This is a genomic window from Streptomyces sp. NPDC015032, from assembly GCF_043080425.1.
In the GTDB taxonomy this organism is placed as follows: Bacteria; Actinomycetota; Actinomycetes; order Streptomycetales; family Streptomycetaceae; genus Streptomyces.
The window spans coordinates 1-21,056 of record NZ_JBIBVN010000059.1 but is presented as its reverse complement, the minus strand read 5'-3'; the positions used below and the strand labels follow the sequence as shown (position 1 = coordinate 21,056).

The 21,056-nt window shown below is 70.4% G+C and carries 19 protein-coding genes; 12 read left to right on the top strand and 7 right to left on the bottom strand.

Annotated elements, in window-relative coordinates:
* Positions 1 to 5 precede the first annotated feature (5 nt).
* Genes ACF08M_RS38765 through mtnP form a run of 3 tightly spaced genes read right to left on the bottom strand, consistent with a single transcriptional unit; the run spans position 6 to position 2,714 of the window.
* Positions 6 to 356 carry a DUF1330 domain-containing protein gene (locus tag ACF08M_RS38765; protein WP_392190007.1) on the bottom strand — a complete coding sequence of 117 codons (351 nt, stop codon included), beginning with the start codon at positions 354 to 356 and terminating at the stop codon, positions 6 to 8.
* On the bottom strand, positions 353 to 1,813 hold the full coding sequence (locus ACF08M_RS38760; RefSeq protein WP_392190006.1) for an MFS transporter: 1,461 nt from the start codon (positions 1,811 to 1,813) through the stop codon (positions 353 to 355). Before ACF08M_RS38760 ends, ACF08M_RS38765 begins: the two co-directional genes overlap by 4 nt.
* Entirely contained in the window at positions 1,806 to 2,714 is a 909-nt protein-coding gene (gene mtnP, locus ACF08M_RS38755) for an S-methyl-5'-thioadenosine phosphorylase (RefSeq protein WP_392190005.1), read from the bottom strand. The genes ACF08M_RS38760 and mtnP overlap by 8 nt, the downstream gene beginning before the upstream one ends.
* Positions 2,715 to 2,941: 227 nt before the next feature.
* Here mtnP and ACF08M_RS38750 point away from each other — a divergent pair, with 227 nt between their 5' ends.
* The 6 genes from ACF08M_RS38750 (at position 2,942) to ACF08M_RS38725 (ending at position 9,302) form a co-directional block, all read left to right on the top strand.
* Positions 2,942 to 3,745 carry an SDR family NAD(P)-dependent oxidoreductase gene (locus tag ACF08M_RS38750; RefSeq protein WP_392190004.1) on the top strand — a complete coding sequence of 268 codons (804 nt, stop codon included), beginning with the start codon at positions 2,942 to 2,944 and terminating at the stop codon, positions 3,743 to 3,745.
* Positions 3,746 to 3,762: 17 nt separating this feature from the next.
* Positions 3,763 to 5,208 carry a 3-isopropylmalate dehydratase large subunit gene (leuC, locus tag ACF08M_RS38745; protein ID WP_392190003.1) on the top strand — a complete coding sequence of 482 codons (1,446 nt, stop codon included), beginning with the start codon at positions 3,763 to 3,765 and terminating at the stop codon, positions 5,206 to 5,208.
* Positions 5,205 to 6,314 carry a 3-isopropylmalate dehydrogenase gene (gene leuB, locus ACF08M_RS38740; RefSeq protein ID WP_392190002.1) on the top strand — a complete coding sequence of 370 codons (1,110 nt, stop codon included), beginning with the start codon at positions 5,205 to 5,207 and terminating at the stop codon, positions 6,312 to 6,314. The genes leuC and leuB overlap by 4 nt, the downstream gene beginning before the upstream one ends.
* Positions 6,311 to 7,474 carry a methionine adenosyltransferase gene (metK, locus tag ACF08M_RS38735; protein WP_392190001.1) on the top strand — a complete coding sequence of 388 codons (1,164 nt, stop codon included), beginning with the start codon at positions 6,311 to 6,313 and terminating at the stop codon, positions 7,472 to 7,474. Before leuB ends, metK begins: the two co-directional genes overlap by 4 nt.
* 296 nt (positions 7,475 to 7,770) lie before the next feature.
* The gene (locus ACF08M_RS38730; RefSeq protein ID WP_392190000.1) at positions 7,771 to 8,592 is read left to right on the top strand and encodes an S-adenosyl-l-methionine hydroxide adenosyltransferase family protein; all 822 of its coding nucleotides are present in this window, start codon (positions 7,771 to 7,773) and stop codon (positions 8,590 to 8,592) included.
* A gap of 149 nt (positions 8,593 to 8,741) precedes the next feature.
* On the top strand, positions 8,742 to 9,302 hold the full coding sequence (locus ACF08M_RS38725) for an adenine phosphoribosyltransferase (protein ID WP_392189999.1): 561 nt from the start codon (positions 8,742 to 8,744) through the stop codon (positions 9,300 to 9,302).
* A 68-nt stretch (positions 9,303 to 9,370) separates the two neighbouring features.
* On the opposite strand, the gene ACF08M_RS38720 is transcribed toward ACF08M_RS38725, so the two are convergent.
* From ACF08M_RS38720 to ACF08M_RS38710, 3 genes are read right to left on the bottom strand one after another with little or no spacing between them, the layout of a single operon-like run.
* Entirely contained in the window at positions 9,371 to 10,156 is a 786-nt protein-coding gene (locus ACF08M_RS38720) for an SDR family NAD(P)-dependent oxidoreductase (protein WP_392189998.1), read from the bottom strand.
* On the bottom strand, positions 10,146 to 11,960 hold the full coding sequence (gene ilvD / locus ACF08M_RS38715) for a dihydroxy-acid dehydratase (RefSeq protein ID WP_392189997.1): 1,815 nt from the start codon (positions 11,958 to 11,960) through the stop codon (positions 10,146 to 10,148). Before ilvD ends, ACF08M_RS38720 begins: the two co-directional genes overlap by 11 nt.
* Positions 11,957 to 13,312, bottom strand: coding sequence for a cation:proton antiporter (locus ACF08M_RS38710; protein ID WP_392189996.1), 1,356 nt, complete (start codon positions 13,310 to 13,312; stop codon positions 11,957 to 11,959). Before ACF08M_RS38710 ends, ilvD begins: the two co-directional genes overlap by 4 nt.
* Positions 13,313 to 13,553: 241 nt before the next feature.
* Here ACF08M_RS38710 and ACF08M_RS38705 point away from each other — a divergent pair, with 241 nt between their 5' ends.
* The 5 genes from ACF08M_RS38705 (at position 13,554) to ACF08M_RS38685 (ending at position 19,084) form a co-directional block, all read left to right on the top strand.
* Entirely contained in the window at positions 13,554 to 14,348 is a 795-nt protein-coding gene (locus ACF08M_RS38705) for a YmdB family metallophosphoesterase (RefSeq protein ID WP_392189995.1), read from the top strand.
* Entirely contained in the window at positions 14,345 to 15,172 is an 828-nt protein-coding gene (locus ACF08M_RS38700) for a cyclase family protein (protein WP_392189994.1), read from the top strand. The genes ACF08M_RS38705 and ACF08M_RS38700 overlap by 4 nt, the downstream gene beginning before the upstream one ends.
* 185 nt (positions 15,173 to 15,357) lie before the next feature.
* Positions 15,358 to 17,019 carry a 2-isopropylmalate synthase gene (locus tag ACF08M_RS38695; RefSeq protein ID WP_392189993.1) on the top strand — a complete coding sequence of 554 codons (1,662 nt, stop codon included), beginning with the start codon at positions 15,358 to 15,360 and terminating at the stop codon, positions 17,017 to 17,019.
* Positions 17,019 to 17,615, top strand: a complete 597-nt coding sequence (leuD, locus tag ACF08M_RS38690; RefSeq protein ID WP_392189992.1) for a 3-isopropylmalate dehydratase small subunit — start codon at positions 17,019 to 17,021, stop codon at positions 17,613 to 17,615. The genes ACF08M_RS38695 and leuD overlap by 1 nt, the downstream gene beginning before the upstream one ends.
* Before the next feature lie 47 nt (positions 17,616 to 17,662).
* Positions 17,663 to 19,084, top strand: a complete 1,422-nt coding sequence (locus tag ACF08M_RS38685; protein WP_392189991.1) for an aldehyde dehydrogenase family protein — start codon at positions 17,663 to 17,665, stop codon at positions 19,082 to 19,084.
* A 72-nt stretch (positions 19,085 to 19,156) separates the two neighbouring features.
* Here the strand turns inward: ACF08M_RS38685 and ACF08M_RS38680 are convergent, their stop codons facing one another.
* The gene (locus tag ACF08M_RS38680) at positions 19,157 to 19,819 is read right to left on the bottom strand and encodes a LuxR C-terminal-related transcriptional regulator (RefSeq protein ID WP_392189990.1); all 663 of its coding nucleotides are present in this window, start codon (positions 19,817 to 19,819) and stop codon (positions 19,157 to 19,159) included.
* A gap of 353 nt (positions 19,820 to 20,172) precedes the next feature.
* On the opposite strand from ACF08M_RS38680, the gene ACF08M_RS38675 reads away from it, so the two are divergent.
* Positions 20,173 to 20,961 carry a carbon-nitrogen family hydrolase gene (locus ACF08M_RS38675; RefSeq protein ID WP_392189989.1) on the top strand — a complete coding sequence of 263 codons (789 nt, stop codon included), beginning with the start codon at positions 20,173 to 20,175 and terminating at the stop codon, positions 20,959 to 20,961.
* Positions 20,962 to 21,056 lie beyond the last annotated feature (95 nt).

Genomic DNA, 21,056 nt, shown 5'->3' with positions numbered 1-21,056 from the left:
GAGATTCACGAGGCGACAGATTTCAGTAGAGGCCTGAGGTCTTCCAGGCGGTCGAAGAGGTGCCAGACATACGCGGCCGAGCCCTGGACCCGGTGCGGATGCAGATCCACCAGGGTGGGGTCGTTGAGATAGCCCCGGAAGGCGGTCTCCGACTCCCACTCGACGAGGATCAGCACCTGCCGCGGCGCGATGTCCCCCAACACCACCTCGCGCAGCCGTCCCAGCGCCACGACCCGGCCGCCGTGCCGGGCGACCTCCGCGGTCGACCGCCGGGCGTACGCCAGATACTCGTCCCGGTCGGCCAGGTCGAAGAGGTTCAGGGCGTAGACGGGGCCGGTGCCGTCGTGTTCGGTCATGACAACCTCCGTGGTAGACGCAACCCGAGGAGCAACGTTCCTACGGCCATCACGATCTGCACGCTCAGCGCCGTCAGCAGCGCGTCACGCATCCCCGCCCCGGGCGCCAGCCCCAGGAACAACGAGCCGAGTGTCGCCGCGCCGAGGGCGAGCATCGACTGCTGAGCGGTGATCATCACGCCGCTCCCCACCCCGGCCATGGCGTTCGGCACGTCGGACAGCACGACGCGGAAGACCACCGGCATCACCAGGCCCTGGCCGAATCCGGCGATCGCCATCCCAGGCGCCAGCTCCAGGACGCCGAGGTCGGGCCAGCCGCCCCGGATCACCACGGCGATCAGTGCGAGTCCGAGGATCTGGACCGCGGCACCGCCCGCGGCGACCCGGCCTCCGTACCGGGCGACCAGCGAGGGGCCGACGAGCGAGGCCGCGAAGAAGGCGAGCGCCATCGGCGCCAGCGCGACCCCCGCGGTCACCGGGCCGAAGCGCAGCCCCGTCTGGAGCGCGACGGCGACACAGAACATGAACCCGCCGAACCCGATGGAGAACGTGGGCACCATCGCCAGTCCGCGTCGCATGCTGCGCACGCTCACCAGGGACGGCGGTAGCAGGGGAACCCGGCCGGCCCGGTCCGCGCGCTGTTCGACCGCGACGAACGCCGACGCGGCCGGCACGGTGAGCACGAGCAGCGTCCAGGCCCACCAGGGCCAGCCCGCCGCCCGCCCCTCCGTCAACGGCAGCAGCAGGCACGTCAGGGCGAGCGCGAGCAGCAGTGTGCCCGGCATGTCCACGGGGTGCGGGCGGTCGGAGCGGGTCTCGGGCACGGACCGCAGCGCCATCGACATGCCGAGGAGCACCACGGGCACGTTGACCAGGAAGACCGCACGCCATCCCGTGCCGCCGATGTCCGCGGCGACCAGCACGCCGCCGAGGATCTGCCCCGCCACCATGGCGAGCCCGGTGGTGGCGCCATACAGACCGATGGCCCGACCGCGCCGAGCTCCCTCGGTGGTCGCCTGGATGGTGGCCAGCACCTGCGGCAGCAGCAGCGACGCCGCAGAGCCCTGAGCCACCCGGGCGATCACCAGGGTCCACGCGTCGGTGGACAGACCACACACCAGCGAGGACAGGCCGAAGGCCGCCATCCCCCACAGGAAGAGCCGCCGGCGGCCGAAGCGGTCACCGAGGCGACCGCACAGCACCAGCAGCACCGCGTGTGCCACGCCGTACCCGGCCACGACCAGTTCGAGCATGGTCTCGGTCGTGTGCAGGTCCCGCTGCATCGACGGCAGCGCCACGTTGACGATGTAGTAGTCGAGCAGGGGCAGCGACGCTCCGAGGAGCAGGGTGAACAGACCGGCCCCGGTGAGCCCGGGGCCCGCTCCGACGGCTGGCGGGCGACCGGAGCCCACGGCGACGGCCACCGGCTCGCCGCCACGGCCCGCGCGCTCACTCATCGCCCGCCGCCGTCACCAGCCACGCCGTCTTGGCGTCGGCGGCGAGCGCGGCGACACCGCCCTCGGTGAGTACCGACGTCTCCAGCGCGCTCGCGCAGGCGCAGCCGTCCGCCTCGGGTAGCCGCTTGACCAGTTCTGCCACGGCGGCCTGGGCCGTGGCGGAATTACGCCGCATGACCTCGCCCACCGCTTCCGCGGTGACCGACTCGTCGCTGTTCTCGCGCCAGCAGTCGTAGTCCGTCACCAGCGCCAGGCCCGCGTAGCACAGCTGCGCCTCACGGGCCAAGGACGCCTCCGGCAGGGCGGTCATGCCGATGATGTCCATGCCCCAGGACCGGTAGAGGTGCGACTCCGCACGAGAGGAGAACCGAGGCCCCTCCACACAGCAGTAGGTCCCCTTCTCGTGCACGACCGCAGTCGACGAACCGTGCACGGCCGCGGCCACGAGAGGACGCAGTGCGGGGCAGTACGGGTCGGCGAACGGCACGTGCCCGACCAGGCCGTCGCCCAGGAAGGTGGCGGGGCGCACCCCCCGGGTCCGGTCGACGATCTGGTCGGGGACCACGATGTCGCCCGGAGCGTGGTCCTCACGGAGGCTGCCGACCGCGGTGACGCTGAGGATCCGCCGTACCCCCAGAGACTTCAGCGCGTAGATGTTGGCCCGGTAGGGCACCTCGCCGGGCAGCAGCCGGTGCCACTGGCCGTGCCGGGCCACGAAAGCAACGGTCCGGCCGCCGAGGGTGCCGCTGACCACCACGCTGCTCGGCTCGCCGTAGGGGGTGGCCACCCGTGACTCACGCACGTCCTCCAGGCCGTCCAGGTCGTACAGTCCGCTTCCCCCGATGACTCCGAGTTCCGCCTGGACGGAACCGTCTTCCCGCTGACTTTCCCGAGAGGACATCGACAACCCTTCGCTGCGTGAGTGGTGGCCGCGAGTTGCGTTCGCGTCGGTACCCCTAGGAGTACGGCGAGTTGACCAGGCCGGGCATCCGACGGGGGGCCCACGCCCTGCGACGAAAGTGGTAGCCGCCGGCGCCGCTCCGCCGTACGCGGCTGTCCGGTCCGTAGCCTGGTTGCCTCCCTGTCTCCACATGTGGGGCACGGCGCCCGGACCGTACCGTCCCCGGCATGGATGAAACTCAGAGCACAGGAGTGGCGCAGGGCCCGGTCGCCGTGGTCACCGGAGCGCGGCGCGGTATAGGCCGGCGCATCGCGGAGACCCTCGCGGCCGAGGGGTACGACCTGGCCCTGATCGACGTGGCCGCGGCCGACGAGACGGAGAAGGCCGTCAAGGCGGCCGGCCGCCAGGTCCTCTCGCTGGTCGGCGACGTGTCCCGGGAACAGGACGTCATCGGCCTGGCGGAGCAGGTGTACGGCTCGTTCGGGCGGGTGGACGTCCTGGTGAACAACGCCGGGGTCAATCTGATCACCCCGACGGAGGAGCTGACGGGCGCCGACTGGAACCGGGTCCTCGGGGTCAACCTCACCGGGACGTTCCTGTGCAGCCGCGAGTTCGGACGCCGGATGCTGGCATGGCGCCGCGGCGGCATCGTCAACATCTCCTCCCTGTTGGGGCTGCAGGGCGCTCCCGACCGCGCGTCGTACGCCGTCAGTAAGCACGGCGTCGTCGGCCTGACCCGCAGCCTGGCGGTGGAGTGGGGCGCCCGGGGCGTACGGGTCAACGCCGTGTGCCCCGGCTATGTCAACACCGACATGAACGCGACCAATCAGGCCAGGGGCTTCTACACGGCCGAGGACATCACCGAGCGCTCGCCCATGGGGCGGTTCGCCGAGCCCGACGACGTCGCCCAGGCGGTCGTGTTCCTCGCGGACGAGCGCAGGAGCGGCTACGTCAACGGGGTCGCGCTGAGCGTGGACGGCGGCTGGAACGCGGACGCCAGCTGGCGCAGCCTCCGGTTGAGCAAGCGCTGAGGGGGGAGGAGAGCGTCTTGGCACGGACACTCGCGGAGAAGATCTGGCACCGCCACGTGGTGGACACCACGTACGGCGGCCCCGATCTCCTCTTCATCGATCTGCACCTGATGCACGAGATGACCAGCCCGCAGGCCTTCGAGGGGCTGCGGGCGGCGGGACGGCACCCGCGTCGCCCCGACCTGACCCTCGCGACCGAGGACCACAACGTACCGACGGACGCCGCAGGAACCGGGCTGCTCTCCATCACCGAACCAGTCTCCCGCGCCCAGGTCGAGCAACTGCGCGTCAACTGCGCAGAGTTCGGAGTGCCGCTGTTCAAACTCGGCGATGCCGAACAGGGCATCGTCCATGTCATCGGACCCGAACTCGGGCTGAGCCAGCCGGGGATGACCATCGTCTGCGGCGACAGCCACACCAGCACGCACGGCGCGTTCGGAGCGCTCGCTTTCGGCATCGGCACCAGCGAGGTCGAACACGTCCTGGCGACACAGACCCTGCCGGTCGGCCGGCCGCGCACCATGGCGGTCACCGTGAACGGCACGCTGCCCCCGGACGTCACCGCGAAGGACCTGATCCTCGCGGTCATCGCGCGGATCGGCACGGGCGGCGGCCAGGGCTATGTCATCGAGTACCGGGGCGAGGCGGTGCGGGCCCTGTCCATGGAGGCCCGGATGACACTGTGCAACATGTCGATCGAGGCCGGCGCCCGAGCGGGCCTCGTCGCGCCCGACCGGACGACGTTCGCCTACCTGCGGGGACGGCGCTTCGCTCCCGCCGGCACCAACTGGGACGCGGCGATGGCCGACTGGTCCGGGCTGCGCAGTGACGACGACGCCGAGTTCGACGCCGAGGTCGTCATCGACGGATCCACACTCAGTCCGTACGTCACCTGGGGCACCAACCCGGGCCAGGCGGCTCCCCTGGCCTCGTCCGTGCCCGACCCGGAGTCCTTCACGGACCCGGCGTCGCGCGCCGCCGCTGCGTCCGCGCTCACCTACATGGGCCTCGACGCGGGCACGCCGATGCGGGAGGTCACCGTCGACACCGTCTTTGTGGGCTCCTGCACCAACGGCCGGATCGAGGACCTGCGGGCCGCCGCGTCCGTGCTGCGCGGCCGCCGGGTCAAACCGGGGCTGCGCATGCTCGTGGTGCCGGGCTCGACCGCGGTACGGGAGCAGGCGCAGCGGGAGGGGCTAGACGCCGTTTTTATCGCGGCCGGCGCCGAGTGGCGCTCGGCGGGCTGTTCCATGTGCATCGGAGTCAACCCGGACCGGCTGGCCCCGGGCGGGCGCAGTGCCTCGACGTCCAACCGCAACTTCGAGGGCCGCCAGGGCGACGGCGCGCGCACCCACCTGGTGTCGCCCGCCGTCGCCGCGGCCACCGCGGTGCTGGGCTCCCTGGCCGCCCCGGCGGACCTCCCTCCGGCCGACCTCCCTCCGGCGATCGGCACCGCGGTATGACCTACCGGATCGCAGTGCTGCCGGGCGACGGAATCGGCCCGGAGATCATGCCGGCCGCCCGGCACGTCCTCGCCGAGGTCGGCGACTTCGAGTTCCACGAGTACGCGATCGGCGCCGTCGCGCTGGACACGTACGGCCTGCCGCTGCCAGAGGACACCCTCAACGGCTGCCGCCAGTCCGACGCCGTCCTGCTGGGCGCGGTCGGCACCGGCGTACAGCCCACCGATCCCGCGGCGCCCCGCGCCGAGCAGGGGCTGCTCGAACTGCGGGCCAGACTCGGCCTGTTCGCGAACCTCCGCCCTGTCCGCCCGTTGCCGGCGCTGCGCGCGGCGAGCCCGCTGAAGAGCGAGCACGTCGAGGGCGTGGACCTGCTGGTCGTCCGTGAACTGACCGGCGGGCTCTACTTCGGCGACCGGGGGAGAAGCGGCGCCGGAGGCGGCCAACGCGCCCACGACACCTGCCAGTACACCGTGGTGGAGATCGAGCGTGTGGCCCGTGTCGCGTTCGAGCTGGCGCTGCGCCGGGCCCAGGCCCGGGGGCGTCCGCCCCGGCTGGCCTCGGTGGACAAGGCCAACGCGCTGGAGACGTCCCGCCTCTGGCGCGAGGTGGTGACCCGGATCGCCGCGCACGACTACCCCGACGTCGACGTGGAGCACGTCCTCGTGGACACGGCCGCGATGCGCCTGGTGACTACACCCGCCCGGTTCGACGTCCTGCTGACGGAGAACATGTTCGGTGACATCCTCAGCGACGAGGCGGCGGCACTCGCCGGCTCCCTTGGTCTGCTCAGCAGCGCCTCGCTGCCCGCTCTGCCGCAGCCTGGCCGGCCCGCCCAGGGCTCGCTGTTCGAGCCGGTGCACGGTTCCGCCCCGGACATCGCGGGCAAGGGGATCGCCAGCCCGCTCGGCATGATCCTCTCCGCCGCGCTGCTGCTGCGCCACGGGCTCGGCCTGGAGAAGGAGGCCGACGCCGTCGAGGACGCCGTCGAGCGCGCGATCGACGCCGGGCTGCGCACGCGCGACCTCGGCGGAACCGACGACACCGAGGCGGCGACCCGCGCCGTCCTGTCCGCACTGTCCAGCTCCCCCGGCAGGAGAACGCCATGACCCGTCGCCTGTTCACCTCGGAGTCCGTCACCGAGGGTCACCCCGACAAGATCGCCGACCAGATCAGCGACACCGTTCTCGACGCACTGCTGCACGAGGACCCCACGTCTCGCGTCGCCGTCGAGACACTGATCACCACCGGCCTGGTGCACGTGGCCGGCGAGGTCACCACCAAGGCGTACGCGCCGATCGCCCAGCTCGTGCGCGACAGGATCCTGCGAATCGGTTACGACTCTTCGAAGAAGGGCTTCGACGGCGCGACCTGCGGTGTCTCGGTGTCGATCGGCGCGCAGTCACCCGACATCGCCCAGGGCGTCGACACCGGCGGCGCCGGCGACCAGGGCCTGATGTTCGGGTACGCGTGCGAGGAGACCCCCGAGCTGATGCCGCTGCCCATCCAGCTCGCGCACCGCCTCTCGCACCGCCTGTCCGAGGTCCGCACGAACGGGACGATCCCCTACCTGCGCCCGGACGGCAAAACACAGGTCACCATCGAATACGACGGCGACAAGCCCGTACGTCTGGACACGGTCGTCGTCTCCTCGCAGCACGCGGCCGACGTCGACCTCGACACCCTCCTCGCACCCGACATCCGCACCCACGTGGTCGAGCACGTCCTCGCCCAACTCTCCGTTGACGGCAGCAAGTTGGAGACCGAGGACTACCGGCTTCTGGTCAACCCGACCGGGCGTTTCGAGATCGGCGGCCCGATGGGCGACGCGGGCCTGACCGGCCGGAAGATCATCATCGACACGTACGGCGGTTACGCCCGGCACGGCGGCGGGGCCTTCTCGGGCAAGGACCCGTCGAAGGTGGACCGTTCGGCGGCGTACGCGATGCGCTGGGTCGCCAAGAACGTCATCGCCGCGGGCCTCGCCTCCCGCTGCGAGGTCCAGGTCGCGTACGCGATCGGCAAGGCCGAGCCGGTCGGCCTGTTCGTCGAGACCTTCGGCACCCACACGGTCGACGACGAACGGATCTCCCGGGCCGTCACCGACGTCTTCGAACTCCGCCCGGCCGCGATCATTCGCGACCTCGACCTGCTCCGCCCCATCTACGCCCGGACCGCCGCCTACGGCCACTTCGGCCGTGAACTCCCGGAATTCACCTGGGAACGCACGGACCGCGCCGACGCACTCCGCGAGGCCGCCGACCGATAACAGCCCCTTCCCTGAACGTCGCCTTTCCTGAACGTCCTCTTTCGGGAACATCACTTTCGTGAACAGCCCCGGACCGCAGAGGTCCGGGGCCACTCGCGTTCCCTCGATCCGGATTCTTTCCCCCTGCCCTGAACGGTAATTGCTGTCAAGTACCGAACGGCGAATTCTTCGCGCGCATGGCATATCCGGTGGATCTGTTCAGCCGACGAGATGCCCCGCGCATTCATGAAGACTCGTCACCAGTAAACGGAATGGGCCCACGACGTGAGCCCACCCCACGATCCGGAGGACGTGTCATGCCCAGGCCGCTCATCGCATTCCTCTCCGACATCGGCTCGCACGACGAGGCCCACTCGCTCTGCAAGGGCCTGATCCACTCCATCGCCCCCGAGGCGACGATCACCGACATCACGCACCAGGTCACGCCGTTCGACGTCCGCGAGGGCGCCCTCTACCTCGCCGACGTGCCCGAGTCGTACCCGGCGTGGACGGTCATCACGGCGTACGTCTATCCCGAGACCGGCACAAGCACGCGCACCATCGTGGTGCGCAACCAGAAGGGGCAGCTGCTCGTCGCCCCCAACAACGGGCTGCTCACGTACGCCCTGGCCAACGTCCCCGCCGTCGAGGCGTGGGAGGTGACGTCCCCGTACGTCATGAAGCAGCCGGTGACCCCCACCTGGTACGGCAAGGACGTCGTCGCCGCGGCGGCGGCCCACCTGGCCGCGGGCACCGCGCCGGAGTCGGTGGGTCCGCAGCTGCCGCTGGACGGCATCGTGCTCCTGCCCTATGAGAAGGCGGTCTCGCTGCCCGGCGGTGGCGCCGAGGGCGAGATCACCCGCATCGACAAGGCCTTCGGCAACGTCTGGACCAACGTCAACGTGAACCAGATCGCGCCCGTGGACGAGCTCGTCGGCCGCACCCTGCGCGTCAAGCTCGATGACGCCGAGGTCGACCTGCCCTTCTACCTGACCTTCGGTGAGGTCGCCGTCGGCGAGCCGCTGGCCTACGTCAACAGCCGGGGCACGCTGGCCTTCGGCCGGAACCAGGACAGCTTCCTCGCCAAGTGGCAGGTCTCTCCCGGCAGTCGGTTCTCCGTGCGGGTCGTGGAAGCCTGACGTTCCCGCGCCGACCGCGTCACCTCGACGCACCGCCTCTGACACCACCGCGTCCGGTGTCAGAGGCGTTCCCCTTTCCCGCCTTTACCGTCTCTGCCCTTCTCTGCCGTTCTCTCCTCTTCCCTTTCCCTTCGCTTCGGGAGCCTGCGATGACCACGACGAGTCCTCCTGACCGGGACGCCGCCCTCGCCCTGCTGCGGGAGCGGATCCGCGACGTGCCCGACCATCCGCGCCCCGGGGTGGTGTTCAAGGACATCACCCCTCTGCTCGCCGACCCCCTCGCCTTCCGCGCCCTCGCCGACCTGCTCGCCGACGAGTGCCTCCGGCTGGGGGCGACCACCATCGTCGGCATGGAGGCGCGGGGGTTCATCCTCGGCGCTGCCGCCGCGGCGCGGGCCGGCGTCGGCTTCGTCCCCGCCCGCAAGGCCGGCAAGCTGCCGGGGCCCATCCTGTCGCGGGCCTACGACCTGGAGTACGGCAGCGCCGTCGTCGAGCTCCAGACCGATGCCCTCCAGGCCCATGACCGGGTTCTGGTCGTGGACGACGTCCTAGCCACCGGAGGCACAGCCGAGGCCGTCCTGCGGCTGGTCAGGTCCACCGGGGCGACGGTGGCCGGCCTGGCCGTACTGCTCGAACTGGCCTTCCTCGGCGGACGCGAGCGCCTGGGCCGGTCCCTCGCCGATGCCGACCTGTACGCCGTCGTCGTATGACACGACGGCTCCGCCCTGCCACCTCCGCAGTGCGGTGACAGGGCGGAGCTGTCCGGGGATCAGCGGACCTACTGTGCCAGATAGCCGCCGTCCACCGGCAGGACGGCCCCGGTGATGAACGACGCCCCGTCACCGGCCAGGAAGCGGATCGCGGCGGCCACCTCGGCCGGTTCGCCGATCCGGCCCATGGGGTGCATCCTCTCGATCGCCGCCAGGTACTCGGTACCCCCGGGCTCCTCGGGCAGCCTGCGCACCCGCTCGGTGCGCACGGTGCCCGGCGCCACCGCGTTGACCCGGATCCCGTGCGCCGCCCACTCGACGGCCAGATGCATGGTCAGCCCGGTCGCCACGAACTTGGCGGGGCCGTACGTGCTCTGGCCCCGCTGTCCGGCCAGGCCCGAGATGGAGGACAGGCACACGATGGCGCCACCGCCGTTCGACGCCATCGCCTCGATCGCGTACTTGCAGGTCAGAAACATGCCCTTGCCGTCAATCGCCATCACCTCGTCCCAGTCGTCCGCACTGGCCTCGGTGATGTCGAGCAACGGGATGATCCCCGCGTTGGCCACCAGGACATCGAGCCGTCCGTACCGGTCGACCGCCGCCGCGATCATGGCACCGGCGTCCTCGGGGACCGACACGTCGCCCGTGACGGCCGCCACCTCGAAGCCCTCGCCGGCCAGTCGGGCGACCACCTTGTCGAGCGCCACGGCGTCCCGGTCGGTGAGCACGATCCGGGCGCCGTCACGGGCGAACAGCTCCGCCGTCGCCTCTCCGATGCCGTGTGCCGCGCCCGTGATCACGCAGGACTTCCCGGCCAGTGATCCGTGGGCCGCGCTGCCGTCAGTACGCATGCGTGCCCTCCTTGTCGTCCGCACGGTCCGTGCCGTTCTCGCGAGCCGTGATGCCTTCACGGGCCCTGGTGTCCTCACGGTCCCCGCCCTCTTCGCGGGCCTCGCTGTTCTCGTGGTCCACGACATGGACCGCTGTCACCGCGCCATGAGCCGCCGATCCCACCAGCGAGCGATACTTCGCCATCACGCCGTGCCGGTAACGGGGCTCCGGTGCCCGCCAGTCGGCCGCCCGCGCGGCCAACTCCTCCTCCGTGACGTCGAGTCTGATGGCACGTCCGGGCAGGTCAAGGGCGATGACATCCCCGTCCCGGACATGGGCGATCGGTCCTCCGACGGCGGCCTCCGGCGCGAGGTGCCCCACCATCAGCCCCCGGGTGGCCCCGGAGAACCGCCCGTCCGTCACCAGCGCCACCGACTCCCCGAGCCCGCGCCCCACGATCGCCGCGGTCACCCCGAGCATCTCCCGCATGCCCGGGCCGCCGCGCGGTCCCTCGTACCGGATCACCACCACATCGCCCGGGCATATGGCGCCCGACTGCAGGGCGGCCATGGCGTCCTCCTCGCAGTCGAACACCCGGGCCGGGCCGGTGTGCACCGGACGGACGTGCGACGTCGCCTTGACCACCGCGCCCTCCGGGGCCAGGGAGCCGCGCAGCACCAGCAGAGCCCCGTTCGGGCTCAGCGGACGCGCCACCTCCGCGACGACGTTCTGACCGGGATCCTCCTCGGCCCCCTCGGCCTCCTCGCCGAGGGTGCGCCCGGTGACCGTCGGCGTGCTCCCGTCGACGAGGCCCGCTTCGACGAGGCGCCGGGCGACGAGCGCCGTGCCGCCCGCCCGGTCCAGGTCGACGGCCGTGCGGCGGCCGAACGGCTTCAGGTCGGTGATCACCGGCGTACGCGCGCTGTAGGTGTCGAAGTCGGTCAGGTCCAGGGGGACTTGAGCCTCACGCGCGATCGCCAGCAGATGCAGCACGAGATTCGTGGAGCCCGCGGTCGCGGCCCCCGCCACGATGGCGTTACGGAACGCGGCATGGCTGAGCAGGGTGCTGGGCGTCCGCCCGGACGCCCACGCCTCGACGGCGAGCCGGCCGGCCCGTACCGCCCACTCCCGCCTCCGGGTGTCCGCGGCGGGCGGCCCGGCCGAGCCCAGCGGAGACAGTCCGAGGAACTCCATCGCCATGGCCATGGTGTTGGCCGTGTACTGCCCCCCGCAGGCACCGGCGCCGGGACACGCCCGCCGCTCCAGACGGGTCAGGTCCGTGTCGCTAATCCGGCCCGCCGCATGCGCGCCCACCGCCTCGAAGACCTCGGCCAGGGTGACGTCCTCGCCGTTGAACCGCCCGGGAGCCATCGCCCCGGAATAGAGGATCAGACCCGGGATGTCGAGCCGGGCGTGGGCCATGGCCGCCGCCGGGATGGTCTTGTCGCAGCCGACGATGGTGACCATGGCGTCGAACATGTGGCCACGGGCGACGAGTTCCAGGGAGTCGGCGATCAGGTCCCGGCTCACCAGCGAGGTCCGCATGCCCTCCGTGCCCATCGTGACCACGTCGGAGACGGCGACGGTGTTGATCTCCATCGGGGTGCCGCCCGCGGCCCGCACCCCCTTCTTCACCTCCTCCGCGAGCATCCGGTGCGTGTGGTTGCAGGGCATGGTCTCCGTCCAGGAGTGGGCCACCGCGATGATCGGACGGTCCAGGTCCTCTTCGGTGAACCCGACGGCACGCATCTGCGCGCGCGCCGGGGCGCGGTCGGGGCCGGCGTACAGCAGGCGGCTCTTGCGCGTGGGCGGGACTGCGTTCATGGGATCTCCGCGGGTGAGGAATCCGGCGCGACCTGGTGGACGCCCCGAGGCATCGGGTCACGCAAGGCGGGCGCCCGGCGGGCCAGCCAGAATCCGGCCGCCTGGCTGGTGACGACCGATACGAGGACGAGAACGGCGAAGAACTCACCGTTGATGAGTCCGGCCTGATGGGTGACTCCGGCGAGGATCACACCGAGCGTGCCGCGGGCGTTGAGGGCGAGCGCTAGGGAACCGGCGAACGCGCTCGTCTCGCCCGCCAGCCGGGCCGCACCCCAGATGCTGAGCGTCTTGACGCCGCACGCCAGCAGCAGGAACCAGGCGAAGAACCACGCGTCGAACTCCCGGACGAGATCGAGCCGTACGCCGACCAGGGCGAAGAAGACCGGCACGAAGAACGACTGGGAGAACTGCCGGATCGCCTCCCACGCCTGCAACGCGCGCCCCTCCGCCTGGAGGTTCCCGGCATGCTCGTCCCCCCGCGCGGCGCAGATGCCGGCGACCAGCGCTCCGAAGACCGCGTTGACGCCGAGGCCCAGGCAGATCAGGACCATGACCAGCAGGAAGGCCAGCCGGAAGGCGACCGGGCTGCGCCACGCCACGATGTTGCCCCGGTGTTCGGCGAGCCACTGGAACCAGCGCGGCCCGCGGACCAGCGCGCCCCACACGAACACCAGGCTGACCAGCGTGAAGTAGACGGCGCTCCAGAGCGGCGACGTACTGCCAAACGTGTGCCACAGGCCCACGGACTGCTCGGATCCGGCCTGCGCGAGCCCCAGGGCCACGGCGAGTACGACGTAGAGGATGATGTCCTCGATCACCGCCACCATCAGCACGATGCGGCCGAAGGCGGTGTCCATGATGCCGAGATCCATCATGATGCGGGAGATCACGGGGATGGCCGCCACCGCCATCGCCAGGCCCACGACGAGAGCCGTCGTCGCCGTCGTCCCCGCCGCCCCGGCGAACCGCCCCGGCCCCGACAGGACCACGATCCCGGATCCGGCGGCGAACGGCAGCAGCAGCCCGGCCGCCGCCGCTGCGGCTCCGGTGCGCCGCTCGCGGCGGGCCGCCCTGACCCGCAGTTCCGCGCCGGCCAGGAAGAGCAGCAGTAACTGGCCCAACTGGTACAGCGCGTCCAGGCCGTTGGCCACCTGCCCGGACAACGGGAACAGCGCGGCGACGGCGGCGGGCGCGAACAGGCCGAGGAACGACGGCCCCAGAAGGATGCCGCCCACGATCTCCCCGATGACCGGCGGCTGTCGCAGAGCCGAGAAGAGAAATCCACAACCGTGCGCCACGACGCAGATCGTGGCGAGCGCCGCGAGTAAATGAAGCGTTTCCCTGGCCTCCAATACCGCCCCTTCCATGCGAGTCGCACTCGTCCGGAATTCATCGAGAGCAACGGTAGGAGCGCCGGCCGCGCAGGAAATGCACCCACGGGAGGCCCGCTCTGCGAGGAGAGGCCGAACACCTTGGCGGAAAGTCGCAGACCCTTTGCGACGCCCAGCGGAAGCCGGAAAGGCGGCCGAAGGCAATCATCGGGGTGCACGGCCACGCGAGGCCACGCGGGACGCCAAGGGAAGGAACCCTGCCGTGAACATTCTCTTCATCGGTGACATTGTGGGAGACCGCGCCGTCACGGAACTCTGCGCGTGGTTGCCGGGATTCCGTGCCGAGCAGCCGGTCGACCTGGTCGTCGCCAACGCCGAGAACTGCGCCCCCAACGGCCTCGGCATGGCCGAGGCCGAGGTCGACCGACTGCTGGCGGCCGGGGTCGACGTCATCACCGGCGGCAACCACTCCTGGGACAGCGAGGAGTCGGTCAAGCTTCTCGAACTGCCCCAGGTGCTGCGGCCGTTGAACATCGGCGCGCACATCCCGGGCTGCGGTCTGCTGCATGTGGTCACCCCGGCCGGCGAGGTCACCGTGATCAACCTCGCCGATCATGCCGCCATGAAGTCGGTCAAGGCGATCGAGGACACCTTCCGGCCGGCCTTCGAGGCCTGGCGCGATGCCGAGCGGCGGGGTACCGTCCTCGTCGACTACCACGGCGACCACGTCCTGGAGAAGCAGATCTTCGCCCGCGCCGTGGACGGCGTGGCGACAGCCGTCCTCGGCACGCACAGCCACGAGGCCACCATTCCGCTCCACGTGCTGCCTGGCGGCACCGGCTTCGTCACCGAGGTCGGCATGACCGGACCGTCGGACGGTATGCAGGGATTCGCGTACGACATCCTGGTCAAGGGGCTTCACGAGACCGGCAACGCCTTCGCCTACGGGATACCCCCCGTCTCCACCGGCCCTCTCGTGCTCGGTGCCGTACTGCTGCGGACCGAGCAGCGACGCACCGTTGGCATCGAGCGCGTCACCTGGGGAACGGGACGATGACCGCGTCGCCTTCCGCCGCCCTGACCTCCACCACGGTGGTGGACCTCTCCCTGCTGGTCGCCGAGGACCTGCCCTGCTTCTGGTCGACCCACCAGCCCTTCCAACACAAGACGTGGAACTGGTTCACGGACGTACGCTCGCCCGCGGGATCGGTGTCGGGCCGCGGCGGCCCCTACGCGACCCGCTGGATGGCGATCGACGAGCACACCGGCACCCACTGCGACGCTCCCACCCATTTCATCCCGCCCGAGGAGTCGGGACTGGCGCACGCGGGGCCCGCTGGCGCTCTCTCCGTGGACACGCTTCCGCTGGAACAACTGATGGGCCCGGCCGCCGTGATCAATGTCTCCGCGCTCGCCGAGCAGGGCACGCCGGGCGGGACGAGCCCGTTGGTCCCGCCCGAGCTGATCACCGAGTGGGAGGCGTCGCACGGGGAACTGACCGTCGGCGACGTGGTGCTGCTGCGCACCGGCTGGGACACGCGTTACCGGCGAGGCGAGGCGGGCCACGGCTACCTGCACGACGTCATCGTCTCCGGGACCGCGCCGGGCTGGCCCGCGCCGTCCGTCGAGGCGCTGGAACTGCTGCTGGCCCGCGGGGTGCGCTGCGTGGGCATCGACGCACCGTCGATCGGCGCTGCCCATGACCCCGTACCCGTGCATGTCGCCGGTCTGCGCACTGGCGCCGTCTACATCGAAGGGCTGACCAGGCTCGACCAAGTGCCGCCCCGCGGCGCCTGGTTCTGCTTCCTGCCCCTGAAGATCGAGCACGGCACAGGCGCGCCGGGACGCGCCGTGGCGTTCCTGCCCACCACCCCGGAGTGAGCCACCCCGCCGGAGTGAGCCATTCCGCCCGCTCCGGCTACGACGAAAGTCACATGCACGGCATCCCTTCCGGCGATGCCACGAGGGCGCTCCGGCAGAAGACTTGGCTCCGCTGACACGCCGGTCCCCGGGTTCCCCTCGCTCACGTCCCCTGTCACTCCAGCCGAGAAGGCGAGCCATCCACCATGGAGACCTCGACCAGCCGTCAGCGCACCAGCGGCATGCCTGTACACAAGTACCAGCGCTACGAGAAGTTTCCCCTGCCCGACCGCCAGTGGCCCGACCGGATGCCCGAGCGGGCTCCGCTGTGGGCCAGCGTCGATCTCAGGGACGGCAACCAGGCGCTCATCGACCCCATGGACATGGATCGCAGATGGGCCATGTACCGCCTGCTCCTACGGATGGGCTTCAAGGAGATCGAGGTCGGGTTCCCGCTGTCCTCGCAGGCCGACCGGGACTTCACCCGCGCCGTGATCGAACAGGACGCCATTCCGGACGACGTGACGATCCAGGTGATGTCACCCATCCGGGACGGCATGATTGAGGAGACGGTCCGTTCCGTCCGCGGCGCCCCCCGGGTGATCCTCCAGATCTACAACCCCACCTCGACCGCCCAGCGCAGGGTCGTGTTCGGCATGTCCCGCGAGGAGGTCAAGCAGCTCGCTCTCGTCGGAGCCGAACGAGCCCTCAAACTCCGCGATTCGCTGCCGGGCACCGAGATCCATCTCCAGTACGGCACCGAGTCGTTCACCCAGACCGAGCCCGAGTTCGCGTTGGAGGTGTGTAACGCCGTCCTCAACCTGTGGCGGCCCGAGCCCTCCGAGCAGTGCCGCATCGTGCTGCCGAGCACGGTGGAGTGCTACCCGCCGCACGAGTTCGCCGACCGCATCGAGTGGATGCACCGCAATCTCGCCCACCGCGAGGCGATTATCCTCTCCCTCCACCAGCACAACGACCGGGGCAGCGGCATCGCCTCGGCCGAACTGGCGCTGCTGGCAGGCGCCGACCGCGTGGAGGGAACGCTCTTCGGCAATGGCGAACGGGCCGGCAACGTCGACTTGATCACCCTGGCCATGAACCTGTACACGCAGGGCATCGACCCCCAACTCGACCTGAGCTTCCTCGACGAGGCACGGCAGATCGTCGAGTATTGCAACCGTCTCCCCGTCCCGCCGCGTCAGCCCTGGGCGGGGGACTTCGTCTACACGTCCTTCGCCGGATCCCACCAGGACGCCATCAGCAAGGGCCTGACGGAGCGCGGCACCGGCGAGGGCCTCTGCTGGGACGTGCCCTATCTGCCGGTGGACCCACGGGACGTGGGCCGCGACTACCAGGCCCTGATCCGCATCAACCAGCAGTCCGGCAAGGGCGGCATCGCCTACCTCATGAAGCAGGAGCACGGATACGTGCTGCCCCGCCGGCTCCAGATTGAACTGGCCGCCGTGGTCCAGGCGCGGTCCGAGGCGACAGGCGAGGTCACACCGGAGCGGCTGCTCCAGTGGTTCACCGACGAGTACCTCGCGGATGACCCGGGCGAGAGCGTGCCCGGGGAACAAGCGGAGTCCGCGCTCGCCGCCCTCCTCGCCGGCCGGCGACTGCGGGGCACGCTGCGTGAGCTCGTGGTCCAGCAGCCGGACGCCGCCACGACGGACAGCACGCGGAGGGAGGGTACGCGGACAGACGGCACACGGACCGGCTGGAAGGTCTACGTCGAGGTGGCCGCCGGAGCCTCGGTCCGCTGGGGCGTCGGAGAAGGGGCGACGAAGGGCGAGAGCCTGGGCCGCGCCCTGCGCTCGGCGGTGCGCCGGCTGGCGGCCGTCACGCTCACGGGATCGGAGGAGCACTGATGGACGCACTCGTACGGCACACCGGAACCGTCGCGCCCCTGGAATGCAGCAGTGTGGACACCGACCAGATCATCCCGGCGCGGTTCTGCCGGCGGCTCGGCCGGACCGGCTACGAGGACACCCTGTTCTTCCGCTGGCGTCAGGACGCGGACTTCACGGTCACCTCGCAGCGCCACGCGGGAGCCAGCATTCTCGTCAGCGGGCCCGACTTCGGTATAGGCTCCTCCCGCGAACACGCGGTGTGGGCGCTGCGCGACTTCGGATTCCGGGTGGTGATCGCCCCCTCCTTCGGGGACATCTTCCGGGCGAACGCGACCAAGAACGGCGTGCTGACCGCCGAGGTGCCCGAGAAGAGTGCGGCACAGCTGTGCCAGGCGGCCGCCGACAGGCCGGACCTGCCCGTCCTCGTGGACCTGGAGCAGCGCACGATCACCGCGGACGGTCTGGTCGTCGGGTTCGGCATCGACGGATACAGCCGCTGGCAGCTGATGAACGGATTCGACGACCTCCAGGCGACGCTGAGCAGGGTGGAGAAGATCGACGCCTACGAAGCGACCCGCCCCAGCTGGCTGCCGACGACGACGCTCGGGTCATGACAGAGCCCGATCGCTGAAAACGAGAAATGAAGAGAGCTGGAAAGACGATGACGAATCTGTACGGCATCGATGCCCGGTCCGGCGAGCGGCTGGAGCCCCCGGTTCCGGAGACGACGCCCGAGGAGGCGGGGCAGCGGTGCGCGGCGGCGGACCGGGCGGCACCGGCCCTGGCCGCGCTGCCGCTGGGTGCCCGAGCCTGGATGCTCGAAGCGGTCGCCGCGGGCCTCGACGCCGTGGCGGATGAGCTGATCCCCTTGACCGACACGGAGACCGCGTTGGGGCGGGCCACCCTGGAGGCCGAACTCGCCCGGACCACCGACCAGTTGCACCTGCTCGCCAAGGAGGTACGGCGTCCCGACTTCCTTGGCGGGCGCACCGAGACGGGCCCGGACGGCACGCCGTCGTTCCATCGGACGCTGCTGCCCGTGGGCCCGGTCGCCGTGTACGCGGCGAGCAACTTCCCCTACGCGCTGGCCGTCGCCGGTTCGGACACGGCCGCGGCGCTGGCCGCGGGGTGCCCTGTCGTCGTCAAGGCGCACCCCGGCCACCCCCTCACCTCGCGCCGCATCGGAGACATCGTCACCGCGGCACTGCGGGACGCCGGAGCGCCGGACGGCACGTTCTGCGTGGTGCACGGGATGGCGGCCGGGCAGGCACTGATCACGGATCCGCACATCAAGGCCGCTTCGTTCACCGGCTCCCAGGGAGGCGGGCGCGCGCTCTTCGACGCCGCTGCCTCCCGCCCCGACCCGATCCCGTTCTACGGCGAACTGGGCAGCGTCAACCCCGTGTTCATCACCCGGGCGGCCGCCTCGGCCCGTCGGGCGGAGATCGTGTCCGGCTTCGTCACGGCGGCCACTCGCTACGTCGGCCAGCTGTGCACCAACCCGGGGCTGCTGTTCCTGCCCGCGGGCCACGGCCTGGAGGACGCTCTGGCGACCGAGTTGTCCAGCATTCCGGCCGCCCCCCTGCTCAACCAGCGGATCCTGGAAGGGTTCCGCCAGGGCACCCAGCGCCTGACCGAGGCCGCGGAACCGCTGGTGGCCACCGCCGACGGCCCCCATCTGTTCCGCACGACGGTCAAGGACTTCCTGGAGCGCCCGGAACTCACCGAGGAGTGCTTCGGTCCGGCGACCGTTCTCGTCGCCTACGACGACGAGGCGGAACTGCCTGCGGCGGCCCGGCGGTTGCCGGGATCCCTGACCGCCACCCTGCACGCCGAACCGTCCGACGCCGGACTCGCGGGGCAGCTTCTCGCCGTGCTGACCCGCAAGGCGGGGCGTGTGGTGTGGAACGGCTGGCCCACCGGTGTGGCGGTGAACCGGACGATGCACCACGGCGGACCGTGGCCGGCGACCACCGCGGCGGCGTACACCTCCATCGGCACCGAGTCCGTCCGCCGCTTCCAGGTTCCGGTGACGTTCCAGGGCTTGCCCGAGGAACTGCTTCCGGCCGTTCTGAAGGCATAGCCGCACGATGGTGCGGGGCGGGAGTCGGTGGCCGGCGACCACCACCCGCCCCACCCGCCATGCTCGTCCCCCTCAGGAGGCGGAGGGCTGCCGTCGCAGCGTCAGCAGCCGCATGCTCTCCGCCTTGTTCACCGCGCTGATGCGAGTGTCAGCGCCCAACTTCAGGTATATGTTGGTCAGATGGCGCTTCACCGTGCCCTCGGAGATGAACAGCGACCGGGCGATGTCGGAGTTGCGCAGCCCCTGCGCGACCAGTTCGATCACTTCGATCTCGCGCTCGGTGAGGATCCCTCCGTCCGGATCGCTCAGCCGCTCCATCATCCTGCGCGGCACGGACAGCAGGACACGGTCGTGGCTGCGCGCCGCACCACGGATCGTGGCGGTCAGGTCGTCGCCGGTCGACTCCTTGGAGATGAAGGCGTGCACACCGAGACCCATCGCTTTGCTCACCGTGCGGACGTCCTCATCCGCGTGCAGCACGGCGACGCTCACCGAGGGCCCGAGATCGAGGAGTTGACGCAGCAGCGTCATGAGCGGCGGCCCCTGCAGTTCCGCGTCGACCAGCACGACGTCGGGAGACTGTCGCGTCGCCGCCGCGAGTACCGCTGAACCGGTGTCGCCCTGCCCGACGACCTGCACATCCGACGTGGCTTCGAGGATCTTGGCGACTCCTTCTCTGAAGAGATCACGCCGGCCGCCCACCACTACACGAATCCGTTCCTCAGCCCGCAGCATGCAGCCTCCAAGACTCTGCAGAGCGATCCCCGCTCAGATCCATACGCACGATCGTAGGCACTATCACCTGGCCCGCGCAGCCCGCACGTTTATGTAGATGAACCCATCCGAATTGATGGCCACCCATTCTGGAGAGCCACTCGACGGCCACAAGTGCCCCAGGAAAGCAGCCAGTTGGCATCTTGGTGGCTATGAGGGCGAATCACCGGACGATCATCCGGAAGTCGCATAGTGGCCTGTCCGGCCCCGGACACACCACTGCACGAAGGCGTCGGATCCGCGGCGCGCTCGGGGCCGTTGGATGCTTTCCTAGTCACCGCCCGGATATGTTGAATTCGAGTCAGGGGAAGAAGATGCGAGCAGTCCTGGTTCAGGCCGCGGTGGATCACCAACAGCCCATGGATCGACGCGTGGCCCACATGTGTGACGAGGTGTCCTCATACGCGGGGGCGGATCTCGTGGTTCTGCCGGAGTTGTGGGGCACGGGCTATTTCCGGTTCGACGACTACGAACAGACCGCCGAACCACTCGACGGTCCCCTCGCGCGGGCACTGAGCGAGACGGCGCGAGCGAGCGGCGTGCATCTGCACGCCGGGAGTATCGTCGAGCGCGGTCCACGAGGACGGCTGTACAACACCAGTCTCACGTTCGGGCCCGATGGGACCCTGCTGTCCGCCTACCGCAAGTTCCATCTGTTCGGATACCAGTCGCGCGAGACGGCGCTTCTGTCACCTGGTGACGCCGTGCCCGCCACGGACACGGCGTTCGGCCGCATGGGGGCGGCCACCTGCTACGACCTGCGTTTTCCGGAGTTCTTCCGCGCGCAGGCACAGGACGGCACCGAGATCTTCCTCGTCGTCGCGGCTTGGCCGGCCACCCGGATCGACCACTGGCGGCTGTTGCTGCAGGCCCGTGCTGTGGAGAACCAGGCGTGGGTCCTCGCCTGCAACGCGGCCGGCCGGCAGGACGGGACCGAACTCGGAGGTCACAGCATGGCGATCGACCCCTGGGGGCGCGTGGTCGCCGAGTCCGGAGCGGAGGCCGCCGCCGTGTCTGCCGAGTTCGATCATGCCGATGTGGCACGCGCACGTGCGGACTTCCCTGCTTTCGCCGACCGCCGTCTCGCAGTGGGCGGTGACTAACCTCGCACTTTCGCGACTGCGAGTGTCCGACGCTTGATCAAATAAGCGAGGAGCGCATCTGACCTGGGACGATGGGACTTGTCTAGGGTCCATGC

Bases quoted from the DNA above. Each gene is read 5' to 3' on its own strand.
- ACF08M_RS38765 (WP_392190007.1), bottom strand. From the start codon at position 356: ATGACCGAACACGACGGCACCGGCCCCGTCTACGCCCTGAACCTCTTC.
- ACF08M_RS38760 (WP_392190006.1), bottom strand. From the start codon at position 1,813: ATGAGTGAGCGCGCGGGCCGTGGCGGCGAGCCGGTGGCCGTCGCCGTG.
- mtnP (WP_392190005.1), bottom strand. From the start codon at position 2,714: ATGTCCTCTCGGGAAAGTCAGCGGGAAGACGGTTCCGTCCAGGCGGAA.
- ACF08M_RS38750 (WP_392190004.1), top strand. From the start codon at position 2,942: ATGGATGAAACTCAGAGCACAGGAGTGGCGCAGGGCCCGGTCGCCGTG.
- leuB (WP_392190002.1), top strand. From the start codon at position 5,205: ATGACCTACCGGATCGCAGTGCTGCCGGGCGACGGAATCGGCCCGGAG.
- metK (WP_392190001.1), top strand. From the start codon at position 6,311: ATGACCCGTCGCCTGTTCACCTCGGAGTCCGTCACCGAGGGTCACCCC.
- ACF08M_RS38730 (WP_392190000.1), top strand. From the start codon at position 7,771: ATGCCCAGGCCGCTCATCGCATTCCTCTCCGACATCGGCTCGCACGAC.
- ACF08M_RS38725 (WP_392189999.1), top strand. From the start codon at position 8,742: ATGACCACGACGAGTCCTCCTGACCGGGACGCCGCCCTCGCCCTGCTG.
- ACF08M_RS38720 (WP_392189998.1), bottom strand. From the start codon at position 10,156: ATGCGTACTGACGGCAGCGCGGCCCACGGATCACTGGCCGGGAAGTCC.
- ilvD (WP_392189997.1), bottom strand. From the start codon at position 11,960: ATGAACGCAGTCCCGCCCACGCGCAAGAGCCGCCTGCTGTACGCCGGC.
- ACF08M_RS38700 (WP_392189994.1), top strand. From the start codon at position 14,345: ATGACCGCGTCGCCTTCCGCCGCCCTGACCTCCACCACGGTGGTGGAC.
- ACF08M_RS38695 (WP_392189993.1), top strand. From the start codon at position 15,358: ATGGAGACCTCGACCAGCCGTCAGCGCACCAGCGGCATGCCTGTACAC.
- leuD (WP_392189992.1), top strand. From the start codon at position 17,019: ATGGACGCACTCGTACGGCACACCGGAACCGTCGCGCCCCTGGAATGC.
- ACF08M_RS38685 (WP_392189991.1), top strand. From the start codon at position 17,663: ATGACGAATCTGTACGGCATCGATGCCCGGTCCGGCGAGCGGCTGGAG.
- ACF08M_RS38680 (WP_392189990.1), bottom strand. From the start codon at position 19,819: ATGCTGCGGGCTGAGGAACGGATTCGTGTAGTGGTGGGCGGCCGGCGT.
- ACF08M_RS38675 (WP_392189989.1), top strand. From the start codon at position 20,173: ATGCGAGCAGTCCTGGTTCAGGCCGCGGTGGATCACCAACAGCCCATG.